This window comes from Rhizobium sp. RAF36 (assembly GCF_052114105.1).
Lineage (GTDB): Bacteria > Pseudomonadota > Alphaproteobacteria > Rhizobiales > Rhizobiaceae > Rhizobium.
Window position 1 is genome coordinate 1 of record NZ_JBFREC010000016.1, and the last position, 11226, is coordinate 11226.

Sequence of the window (11226 nt, forward strand, 5' to 3'; positions counted from 1 at the left end):
CACCAGCGAATTCAGCCGCTGGTCGCGATAGGCCGTCCACCACTGGGCGGTCGCAACATCACCATTGCTCTTGACCCCGCCTTCACCGAACTTCGCGGGAAGCGGCATCTCCGGGGGGACATGATCCGGACCGCTCACGCAGCCGGCCAACAAAAGCATCAATGCCGGTGTGGCATAACGAAGAGATACCATGCAATGTTCTTCCTGTAACTCGACCAAGTTCTAAATTTCTTGTCCGAAGCATCATGCTTCGCAATCGGCCGCGCTCCGTGCCAACGAGATACACCATGCCGAAGCAGTTCCGCGGCAATGTAGCAATGAGTCAGTCATTCTGGCAGTGTATTTTTATCACACTCCCGCCTCATTTTTGCGCCGCGAGAAGACCCGGCGAATGACCACAAAGAAGGACGGAACGAAGAAGATACCGAGCGCGGTCGCCGCCAGCATGCCGCCGAGAACGCCGACACCGATGGCATTCTGGGCCGCCGAGCCGGCACCGGTCGCGATCGCCAGCGGCACGACGCCGAGGATGAAGGCGAGCGAGGTCATGATGATCGGGCGCAGACGCAGCCTTGCCGCTTCGAGAGTCGCCTCCAGAAGACTCATCCCCGTCTCCATGCGGTCCTTGGCGAACTCGACAATGAGAATCGCATTCTTCGCCGCTAGTCCTATCGTCGTCAGCAGGCCGACCTTGAAGTAGACGTCGTTGGCCTGGCCGAAGAGCGTCGCCGCAGCAAGCGCGCCGAGCACGCCGACCGGTACGGCCATGATCACCGAGAACGGGATCGACCAGCTCTCGTAAAGCGCTGCAAGGCACAGGAAGACGACGAGAATCGAGATCGCGTAGAGAATCGGCGCCTGCGAGCCGGAAAGCCGCTCCTGATAGGAAATCCCCTGCCAGGCAACGGTATAGCCGCCGCCGAGTTGCGCCGTCAGCGCTTCCATCTCGTTCATCGCGTCACCCGAGCTGACGCCCGGCGCCGAGGCGCCGTCGAGCGGGATGGCGCTGACCGCATTGAAGCGGGCAAGCGAGGGGGCGCCCTTTGCCCATTCCGTCGTGGTGAAGGCGGAGAAGGGCACCATTTCGCCAGCCGTATTGCGGGCATACCAGTGATCGAGATCGCTCGGCTGCATTCGGAAGGGCGCGTCGCCCTGCACGTAGACGGGCTTGATCTCGCCGTTCAGCGTGAAGTCGTTGACGTCGCGGCCGGTGAAGATGATCGACAGCATCGAATTGACCGAGGCAATGTCGACGCCCATCGCACCGATCTTCTCCTGATCGATGATGATCTTCATCTGCGGTTCGACTTCTTTGTTGTTGCTGCGCAGCGCGACGATCTTGCCGCTGCTGTTGCCCATCTGGATCAGCCGCTTCGATGCCGCGTCGAGCGCCTGCGTGCCATGTCCGCCGGTATCGACGAGATACATGGAGAAGCCGCTGGAGACGCCGAGACCCTGGATGGCCGGCGGCAGCAGCGCGAAGACCTGCGCCTCGCGGATGGTAAAGAAGTTCTTAAGCGCGCGGTTGACGACGGCCTGCGCATGCAGGTTCTCGTCGGTGCGCAGCGAGAAGTCCTTGAGCTTGGTAAAGACGATCGCGCTGTTCTGGCCCGAGCCGTTGAAACCGAAGCCGAGGGCGCCGAAGACCGAATCGACGGCGTCCTTCTCGTTCTCGCGGTAATATTTCTCGACCTTCTCGACGACGGCCTGGGTCTGTTGCGAAGTCGAGCCCGGCGGCGTGGTGACGATAGTCAGCAGCACGCCCTGGTCTTCCTGAGGCAGGAACGAGCTCGGCAGCTTGGTGAACAGGTAGGCGCAACCGGCGCCGACGATCAGGAAGACGAGCATGACGCGGATCGGGCGTTTCAGCAGGTAGCCGATGCTGCGGACATAGCCGTTGGTCGAGCGGGTGAAATTGCGGTTGAACCATTCGCCGGCGCGGTTTTTCTTGTGCTCGTTGACCGGCTTCAGCATCGTGGCGCAGAGCGCCGGCGTCAGCACGATCGCAACGAGAGCCGAGAGAAGCATCGCCGAGACGATAGTGATCGAGAACTGCCGGTAGATGATGCCGGTCGAGCCGCCGAAGAAGGCCATCGGAATGAAGACGGCGGTCAGAACCAGCGCGATACCGATGATGGCACCGGTGATTTCACCCATCGATTTCTCGGTCGCTTCGAGCGGCGAGAGCTTTTCTTCAGACATGATGCGCTCGACGTTTTCGACGACGACGATGGCGTCGTCGACGAGCAGACCGATCGCCAGGACCATGGCGAACATCGTCAGCGTATTGATCGAATAGCCTGTCGCCGCAAGGATGCCGAAGGTCCCGAGCAGAACGACGGGCACGGCGATCGTCGGGATCAGCGTGGCGCGCAGGTTCTGCAGGAAGATCAGCAGCACGACGAAGACAAGCACGATCGCTTCGATCAGGGTGTGGATAACCTTTTCGATCGACAGCTCGACGAAGGGCGTCGTGTCGTAGGGATAGGTGATCTCGACGCCTTCGGGCAGGGAGCCGCTGATGCTCTCGAGCGATTCGCGGACGCGGGCGGCTGTGTCGATGGCGTTGGCGCCGATCGCCAGGTTGACGGCGAAGCCGGTCGAGGGCTTGCCGTTGTAGCGCGACGAGCCGCCGTAGCTTTCCTGGCCGATCTCGATGCGGGCGACGTCGCTGAGGCGCACCGTCGATCCGTCTTTCTCGACCTTAAGGATGATGTGCTCGAAATCGGCGACCGTCGTCAGCTGGCTCTGGGCTGTGATCGTGACGTTCAGCTGCTGGCCTTCGGTGGTCGGCTGAGCGCCGAGCGAACCAACGGAGACCTGCGTGTTCTGCGCCTCGATGGCCGAGGTCACATCGCTTGGCGTCAGCTGGAATTTCTGCAGCTTGTAGGGATCCAGCCAGACGCGCATGGCGTAGCCGGAACCGAAGATATTGATGCTCCCGACGCCTTCCAGGCGCTGCACCTGATCTTCGATCGAGTTCGAAACGATGTTGCCGAGATCGACGGAGGAGCGCTTGCCATCGGTCGAAACCAGCGAGCCGACGAGAAGGATGCTCGAGGTGGAGCGCGTGACGCTGATGCCGGCGTCGATGACGTCTCCCGGCAGCTGCGACTGCACGAGCTGCAGCTTGTTCTGCACCTGCACCTGGGCGATGTCGGCATCGACGCTGTTGCCGAAGGTCAGCGAGATGCTGGCCGAGCCGGTCGATGAGGTCGAGGTCATGTAGGTGAGATCGTCGAGGCCGGTCATGCCTTTTTCGATGATCGTCGTCACCGATTTCTCGACGGTTTCGGCACTGGCGCCGCGATAGGTGGCGTTGATGCGCACCGTAGTCGGGGCGATATCAGGGTATTGCGAAATCGACAGCGTATAGATGCCGAGCAGGCCCGCGAGCATGATGGTGATCGCGATGACCCACGCAAAGATCGGGCGTCGGATGAAGAACTTGGCCATCAGTTTATTCCTGTGCGGCTTGGATCACTGTGAAAGGCGTCGCGACTTACTTCGCGGCGGGCTTCTGAGCGTCACCGGCCGCAGGCTGCTCAGCAGCCACGACCACACCGTTTTCATTGATTTTCATGGGAACCGGCTTCACCGGCATGCCGGGCGTAATGGATTGCAGACCGCTGACGATCAGCTGGTCGCCGTCCTTGATGCCCTGCGTGACGAGCCACGCGTTGTTGGAAGGCGTCGCGTCTTCGAAGACGCGGCTCTCGACCTTGCCGTCGGCCGAGACGAATTGCGCCGTCAGGCGGCCATTGGCATCGCGGCTGGTTGCGAGCTGGGGCAGCGCATAGCCGTTTTCCGAGCCGAGCTCGACGGTGGCACGGACATACATGCCGGGCAGGATGACGCGGTCGGGATTCGGGAAGAGCACGCGGATGATGAAGGTGCCGGTCGTCTCGCTGACGATCTGCTTCGACATGTCGAGCTTGCCCTTCTGATTGTACTCCTTGCCGTTCTCCAGGATGACGCGGAAGGCGACGTTGGCGCCTTCGCCCTTCACCTCGCCGGATGCGATCGCATCGCGGAGCTTCAGAAGGTTGGTGCTCGATTCCGTCAACGAAATGTAAATCGGGTCGAGCTGGCGCACCGTCGTCAGCGCTGTCGTCTGGTTGGCGGCGACAACGTTGCCGACATTGTAGGCGGTCTGGTCGATGACGCCGTCGAAGGGAGCGATGATCTTGGTGTGGTCGAGATCGATCTGCGCCGAGGCCAGCGATGCCTTGGCAGAGGCGACTTCGGCCTGGGCCTGAAGCAGCGTCGTCTTGGCGGTTTCATATTCAATCTGCGTCGCACCGCTGCCGACGAGGCGCTGGTAGCGGTCGAGATTGCTCTGGGCGCTCGGAACGCTGGCTTCCGCCTTGGCGATGGCGGCCGTTGCCTGCTCTACCGTGGCGATATAGGGCGCGTCGTCGATCTGGTAGAGAAGGTCGCCCTTCTTGACTTCGCCGCCTTCGCGGAAGGCGATTTCACGGATGATGCCGCTGACCTGCGGGCGGATATCTGCGGTCTGGAAGGCTTCAGCACGGCCAGGCAGGATCGTCGTCACCGGGTAATTCGCCTTGGTGAGTGCCACAACGCCGACGGGCGAAGCCTGCTGGGCAGCCCCTGCCGCGCCAGCGCCGGCAGCTCCCTGCTTGTTGCCGCTATCGCTGCAGGCTGCGAGCAGTCCGCCAATTGCCAGAGCCGAGGTGATGAGGAGGGCACGCCGTATCATTCTGAATTCCTTGATGCAGATGGCATTCACAGACCGGACCAGCCTTCCGGCCGGCAACAAGCGACATATTAAAAGGCTGGTTGATCCGGATTCAAATGCCATCAATCCGAATTTAAGAAAAGCTTTCCGAAGTGACGTATGTCAGGAATCGTCACTTAGCAAGCGCTATTTTGCAGTGCGGTATCAACAAAACAAACGATATCGTGTGCTTTGTGAACGAGCGTTTCCTTGTCATCGCGTGCAATCAGCACCGGATGAAGGACGCAGGCGAGGACGTCGGCGACGGTGATTGCGGCGCGATGCGGGTCGGCACAGCGGTAGGCGCCGGAGGCGACGCCGTCCTGAATGATCTGCTGGAGCCGCTGTTCGATACGCTCCCGGTAGCGGTTACCCGCCTCGAACTTGGCTTCGATGGTCGTCAGAACCATCTCGAAGATATAGGGGTTGTCCTTGATATCCTGCAGGTGGCTATCGAGCAGGCGGAGCACGAAGCGCTGCAGCCGCTCTTTGGGCAGCATCTCGCCGTCGACGGAGCCGAAGCGGTCGGCCATCGTTCCGAGATGGATTTCTGCAATCGCATCGACCAGGGCCGTCTTGGAATGGAAATGCTTGAAGACGTTGGCAGGCGACATGCCGAGGGCGGTCGCGATGTCGGCGATCGAGACGGCGACATAACCCCGTTCACGAAACAGCATCTCTGCCATCGACAGGATGTCGGCGCGTGTCTCTTCGGCCTTTCGTCGCGGCCTGCGTGCCATTCAGCCCCCTGCCGGTCTTTGCCGGCTCGCTTTCATTCGATGCTAGCGCGATCGAAGCCCGGCCTGCAAGCATCTCTGCAGGCCGGCTTCAGGCGCTCAGGCGAAATAGGGCGCGAGGTTGGTGCGCACACGGGCGAGGGGCGTTTCGTCGCTGTCATCGGGGACGAAGGTCTTTCCGGTGATCGCCTCATAGGCCTTGATATAGACGGCCGAGGTCTGCTCGATCAGATCGGCGGGGATTTCCGGGATCGCGTCCTTGTAGGGGTCGCAGCGGTCGGCCACCCAGGCGCGGACGAAATCCTTGTCGAAACTGACGGGGCGGCCGCCGCTTTCGAAGGCGGCCTGATAGCTGTCAGCCAGCCAGTAACGGCTACTGTCCGGCGTATGGATTTCGTCGGCGAGGATGATGTTGCCGTCGGCATCGGTGCCGAACTCATATTTGGTATCGACGAGGATCAGGCCGCGCTTGGCCGCCATTTCCTGACCGCGGGCAAAGAGTGCCAGCGCATATTTCGACAGCGTGTCCCACTGCTCCTGCGTCAGCAGTCCTTTGCCGGTGATTTCGGCGGGCGTCAGCGGCGCGTCGTGGCCGCCGTCGAATTCCTTGCTGGTCGGCGTGATGATCGGTTCCGGCAGGATCTGGTTGTCGCGCATGCCATCAGGCAGCGTGATGCCATACATCTGGCGCTCGCCCTTCTTATAAAGAGTGAGGATCGACGTGCCGGTCGTTCCGGCGAGGTAGCCGCGGACGACGACTTCGACCGGCAGGATGTCAAGACGCTTGCCGACGACGACATTCGGATCGGGATAGGCGATCACGTGGTTCGGGCAGATGTCCTTGGTCGCCTCGAACCAGTAGCGGGCGGTCTGGGTCAGCACCTGGCCCTTGTAAGGGATGCAGGTCAGGATACGGTCGAAAGCGCTGAGGCGGTCGGTGCTGATGATGATGCGGCTGCCATCCGGAAGATCGTAATTTTCGCGCACCTTGCCGCGGTAGTAGTTCGGCAGTTCGGGGAAATGGGCTTCGGATAGGATTCGCACGGGCTCAGCATTCCTTTGTCGGAGGGGTTCATCCCTGCTCTAGTTTCATTGCGGGCGATGTCAAGCAAATGGCGGTCAAAGCCAGACGGCCGCGACGATCAGCACCGTCATTATATAGCCGAGCAGGGCGAGAGGGCCACCGGCGCGCAGGAAGTCCGAAACCCGGTAGCCGCCGATGCTCATCGCCAGCGTATTGTTGTGATGGCCGAAGGGCGTCAGGAAATCCAGCGAGGCCCCGGCGGCCACGACGATCAGATAGGCAGCCGGAGGATGATGGGCGGCCGCGGCGAATTCCAGCGCGATCGGGCTGAGCACGATCGCGACCGTGGCATTATTGACGAAGGGCGTCAGCGCCATGGCGATGAAGAGCAGCAGCGCGATGCCGGCGAGCGGCATGGAGATCGGCACGGCGAGGCTCAGCCAGTGCGCCAGCACTTCGGCGGTACCGGTCGTCGCCACCGCCGAGCCGATCGGGATCATCGCGGCCAGCATGATGACGATCGGCCAGTTGATATCGGCCATCGCCTGACGGATGTTGAGAAACCGGGTCACGGCCAGCGCGAAGACCACGGCGGCAAAGGCGATTTCGGGCCGCAGCAGGCCGAAGGCCGAGAGCGCGACACCGGCGGCGAAGATCGCGAAAGGGCGCCACGATCCCTTGACGCTGCTTGTTGCCGGTTGCGTCGCCAGCGGCAGGCATTCGCATTCCTCGAGTGCCTCGGCGATCGCATCCCGCGTGCCTTCCAGCACCAGGATATCGCCGATCGACAGCTGCAGATCCTCGAAGCGGCCCTCGATGCGTGGCGAACGCATCGAAAGCGAGGTGACCGAGACGCCCCGATTGCGGAAGACGTCGAGCGAGCGGATGCGCGAGCCGATCAGCGTGCTTTCGGGCATCACGACGGCCTCGACGCGCGCGAAATCGGTCTGCAGCCCGTTCGGATGGATGGGTGCGGCAAGGGCTCCCTCTGCCTCCAGATCCGAAAAGACGGCATCAGCGCCTTCGGCAAGCAGTATGTCTCCCGCAGTGATCACCGATTGCGTCAGGCTGCCGAAGACGAAAGTGCCGCCGCGGATCAAAGCATGCGGTTGCAGCCCGAAACGCTTGGGGCAATCGGCCAGCCGTGTGCCGGCGAGCGGCGAGGTGACCGGGATTTCGCGCTCTGCGACGATGCGGCGGGTCGCGGGCGGCGGCGCCGAGACGTCGCCGTCGGTTTCCGGAAACAGCCGGACGGCGAGGACGGAGACGAGCAGGATCCCGGCGATTGCCACCGGCAGGCCTGCATAGGCGAAATCGAAGAAACGGAATCCCGTTCCCGTTGCCTTTGCCAGGGCATCGCTGACGAGCAGATTGGCCGGCGTGCCGATCAGCGACACCAGGCCACCAAGCAGTGCGGCGAAGGAAATCGGGATGACCAGCTGGCGCCTCGGGATCTGCAGCACCGTTCCGGCGCGCAGGGTCGCAGGCAGCATGATGGCGAAGGCGCCGATATTGTTCATGAAGATCGAGATGAAGCCGGTGATCCCGGCAAGTGCGGCGATGACAGCGACATTCGGCCAGCCGGCCGATTGAAAACGCTGGGCCAGCCCGTCGAAGAATTTCGCTTGCGCCAGCACCTGAACGATCAGCAGTATTTCGACAACGGTGATGACGACAGGGCTTGCGAAGCCCGAAAAGCCCGCCTCTGCCGGGTAGAGCTTCAGAAGAAATCCGGCCAGCAATCCGCCGATCGCCACGACTTCGATGCGGAAACGGTCGAGGGAAAACAGAACGAGCATCGTAGCGAGGAGGACCAGCAGAGAGGCTTGCTCGACATTCATGGGCAGGCTCGCGTTGCAACCGTCAGCCGAATGTAGCGGCCCGGGCGTGGCTGTATAGAGAGAGGCGGGAGAAAGATCGCATAATCCTCAGGACCGGCCGCGTTGGCGGCGGTGATCAGGGAGCCGGAACGCGCCATCGGCCATCGGCCGTCTTTTCCAATATCGGCGTCGAAAACACGCCGATCGTCCGGGCCGGCCAATGCGGCCCCGATGCTGCCAGCCTGCCTCGCCAGCGATCCGATTGCAGCATCGCCGCACCGATCACAACCGGCTCGATGCCGCAAGCGCTAAGCAGGTTCAAGCCTGAGACGATCGAGGCGCCGCTCGATATGACATCGTCGATCAGGGCGACACGGCTGCCTTCGAGCAAAGGCAGCATGCGCGGGTCTATATAGAGACGCTTCTGCTGGCCGGGCGTGGTGATCGACGAGAGCTCGACGGACAGCTCGTCGCGATACCAGAATTTGCGGGAGGTGCCGAGCGGCACATAGCGCGCATGGCCGAGCTTCTGAGCGACGGCTGCCGCAAGCGTCAGGCCGAGCGTCGGCAGACCGGCGATGACATCGGGTTCGAAGGCTGCGAGCTTTGCCGCCAGCGCCGCGGCCAGCGTATCCAGAACGGTAAAGCTCGCCTGATTGACGATCAGCGATGCCAGCGCGTGCTCGCCATCCGAAAGCATGCGGATCGGCAGACGAAGCTGGCGGCCGTCCTCGAGCCCGGCAACATAGAAATCAGCGAAAGTACCGGTGGTTTCGAAGCTGCCGGGGGCGTGGATCTCCTGCCAGAAGTCGTGGGGGGCCATGGTCATGCTGCGGTTCAATCCCGTCTTGTCTTTTCCATGCCGGTGCGGCGGCGCAGATCGCGAAGCTCGGTGTCGGTCAATGCCCGGACGGCGCCCTTCGGCAATTCACCGAGCTCAAGTCCGCCGATCGCCACGCGCACGAGCCGCAGGCATTCGGTATCGAGCGCCTCCAGCATGCGGCGGATCTGGCGGTTGCGGCCTTCGTCAAGTTCGACCTCGATCCAGGAGTTGCGATCGCCGCTGCGCAGCAACGTTGCCGAGGTCGCCTTCAGCAATTCGCCGTCATGGCGCACGCCGTAGGTCATCTCCGCCAGCAGTTCGCCATCCATGATCCTGCCGACCTGCACATGATAGGTCTTAGTCACGTGGGTGATCGGGTCGAGAAGCGTCTGGGCGAATTTGGTGTCGTTGGTGAACAGCAGCAGGCCTTCGCTGGCCTTGTCGAGACGGCCGACCGGCGACAGATGCGGGGCGTCGAAATCCTTCAGGCAGTCGTAGACGGTCGGCCGCCCCTCGGGATCGTGGCGCGTGGTCACTAGGCCGCGCGGCTTGTTCAGCATCAGGTAGATCTTGTCTTCGGCGGCGATCGCCGTGCCATCGACCGATATCTTAGCGGTCGAGAGATCGACCCAGGCGCTGGCATCGGTGATCTTGCGCCCGTCGACGAGCACCCGCCCGTCGGCAATCAGACGCTCCGCCTGGGTGCGGGAACAAAAGCCGAGCTTCGACAGGGCGCGGGGCAGGGTGACCCGCTTGCCGCTGGCATCGGGGCCGGGCCGGGCGCGATCACGCAGTTTCTGCGGTGGGCGCCTCTCCTTCAATACGCTGTCCTTCTTCCATTCATGGCGAAGGTTCTTGGCATGAACGGCAAATGGACGCCAGCATGGGCGGTCAAAATCCAGAGAATTTCAGGGATTGCAGTAATAAGAGCGCACGTCAAAAACCAGCGGCGCGGAGAGCGCCGTCTAAAAATGCAGTCTGAGTGCCGCTGTGCCGGTCAATGATAGGCCAGGAAACCTGCGAGTTCCTGACGGCTGATGGTAATGCCGGCCGCAGCCTTCACAGGGTCGGGATGCGTATAGGACAGACTTGCCATTTCAGGCAGGTCGAGAGCCTGCTGCATGTTCATGATGCCGATCGCGCGACGGCCGTTTGCGCTATTGACGCTGACCTCGACGATGCAGTTGGTCTTCCTGTTTTCCATGATCATTTCCTCCCTCCTTATTATGCTTGAATATGTGGCATTAAAAATAGGTTTTTATAAGACATAAGTATTTACGGACCTTGGCGAATTTAAGATCACCAAGGTCCGTAAAAAGTCATAGTTATTGTGCGTCGCGGTATCAGCGCCACCAGTTGCGCTGCGGCGGCTGTTGCTGGCCGCTTAAGAGATAGCCGGCGAGAAAGCCGAGCGCGCCGACAAGCGCCAGCGCCGTGGTGGTGGCTGCCGGGTGCTCGCGGGCCGCACCTGCTGCGGCGACGCCTTCGGCACGGATCTGCGCGACCGCATTCTTGGCCTTCGGAAGCGCGTCGTCATACGCCTTGCCGGCGCGGTCGCGGACTTCATAATAGGCTTCGGCGCCCTGGGCGGATATCATCTTCTGCAAACGCGACACTTCCTGCTGGAGGGAAGCGATGTCCTTGCTGACGGACGAACGGATGTCATCGGTATTGGCTGCCATAATGGTCTCCTTTCCTGCAATGGTGAGAGAACACCGCAGGACGGATTAGGTTCCGCGCCGATGGCGGCTTTGCGCCGCCGGTTTTTTAGCATTCCGTGAATTATATCGGCGGGGATCAGGCTGTTTCCGCAGGCCTTTTGCGGTTTCCGGAGGGGTGGAAAGCGATTTTTTGACCGGTTGATAAAGATCTTCGGCCGGAGAGCGCCACAAAGGGCGAGGCTGTGAATAATCTACGCGAGAATCCTCTTTTCAAATCAATCTGTTACAAAAATGTCAAAAAACTTTGTTGGGTGCTGTTGACTGGTCAGCGTTGATGGCCGTATAAGCCGCGTCACTGAACGAGGGCGGCGGCGCTGCAGGCGACGAAGTCTTTCGCTCTAGGATTTCTTGAAGGTTGGC

The 11226-nt window shown here is 61.6% G+C and carries 9 protein-coding genes and 1 pseudogene; all 10 read right to left on the minus strand.

The window, feature by feature from the left end; genetic code table 11:
• Positions 1–192, minus strand: a pseudogene (locus AB4Z25_RS29090) (efflux transporter outer membrane subunit); the annotation flags it as partial.
• A 156-nt stretch (positions 193–348) separates the two neighbouring features.
• On the minus strand, positions 349–3456 hold the full coding sequence (locus tag AB4Z25_RS29095; RefSeq protein WP_112541135.1) for an efflux RND transporter permease subunit: 3108 nt from the start codon (positions 3454–3456) through the stop codon (positions 349–351).
• A 46-nt stretch (positions 3457–3502) separates the two neighbouring features.
• Entirely contained in the window at positions 3503–4723 is a 1221-nt protein-coding gene (locus AB4Z25_RS29100) for an efflux RND transporter periplasmic adaptor subunit (RefSeq protein WP_112518770.1), read from the minus strand.
• Between the two features lie 155 nt (positions 4724–4878).
• Positions 4879–5481 (minus strand): TetR family transcriptional regulator, encoded by a 603-nt coding sequence (locus AB4Z25_RS29105; protein ID WP_112541134.1) that lies wholly within the window; start codon positions 5479–5481, stop codon positions 4879–4881.
• A gap of 96 nt (positions 5482–5577) precedes the next feature.
• Positions 5578–6522 (minus strand): phosphoribosylaminoimidazolesuccinocarboxamide synthase, encoded by a 945-nt coding sequence (locus AB4Z25_RS29110; protein WP_112541133.1) that lies wholly within the window; start codon positions 6520–6522, stop codon positions 5578–5580.
• A gap of 75 nt (positions 6523–6597) precedes the next feature.
• Complete coding sequence (locus tag AB4Z25_RS29115) at positions 6598–8343, minus strand: SLC13 family permease (protein ID WP_442210520.1); 1746 nt, start codon at positions 8341–8343, stop codon at positions 6598–6600.
• Between the two features lie 115 nt (positions 8344–8458).
• The gene (locus tag AB4Z25_RS29120) at positions 8459–9145 is read right to left on the minus strand and encodes a phosphoribosyltransferase (protein WP_112541136.1); all 687 of its coding nucleotides are present in this window, start codon (positions 9143–9145) and stop codon (positions 8459–8461) included.
• A gap of 14 nt (positions 9146–9159) precedes the next feature.
• On the minus strand, positions 9160–9966 hold the full coding sequence (locus tag AB4Z25_RS29125; RefSeq protein WP_112541131.1) for a pseudouridine synthase: 807 nt from the start codon (positions 9964–9966) through the stop codon (positions 9160–9162).
• Between the two features lie 176 nt (positions 9967–10142).
• On the minus strand, positions 10143–10349 hold the full coding sequence (locus AB4Z25_RS29130; RefSeq protein ID WP_112390942.1) for a hypothetical protein: 207 nt from the start codon (positions 10347–10349) through the stop codon (positions 10143–10145).
• Between the two features lie 139 nt (positions 10350–10488).
• Complete coding sequence (locus AB4Z25_RS29135; protein WP_112390939.1) at positions 10489–10827, minus strand: hypothetical protein; 339 nt, start codon at positions 10825–10827, stop codon at positions 10489–10491.
• Positions 10828–11226: the final 399 nt, after the last annotated feature.

Coding starts and splice junctions, on each gene's coding strand:
- AB4Z25_RS29095 (WP_112541135.1), bottom strand. CDS start 3,456: ATGGCCAAGTTCTTCATCCGACGCCCGATCTTTGCGTGGGTCATCGCG.
- AB4Z25_RS29105 (WP_112541134.1), bottom strand. CDS start 5,481: ATGGCACGCAGGCCGCGACGAAAGGCCGAAGAGACACGCGCCGACATC.
- AB4Z25_RS29100 (WP_112518770.1), bottom strand. CDS start 4,723: ATGATACGGCGTGCCCTCCTCATCACCTCGGCTCTGGCAATTGGCGGA.
- AB4Z25_RS29130 (WP_112390942.1), bottom strand. CDS start 10,349: ATGGAAAACAGGAAGACCAACTGCATCGTCGAGGTCAGCGTCAATAGC.
- AB4Z25_RS29120 (WP_112541136.1), bottom strand. CDS start 9,145: ATGGCCCCCCACGACTTCTGGCAGGAGATCCACGCCCCCGGCAGCTTC.
- AB4Z25_RS29115 (WP_442210520.1), bottom strand. CDS start 8,343: ATGAATGTCGAGCAAGCCTCTCTGCTGGTCCTCCTCGCTACGATGCTC.
- AB4Z25_RS29135 (WP_112390939.1), bottom strand. CDS start 10,827: ATGGCAGCCAATACCGATGACATCCGTTCGTCCGTCAGCAAGGACATC.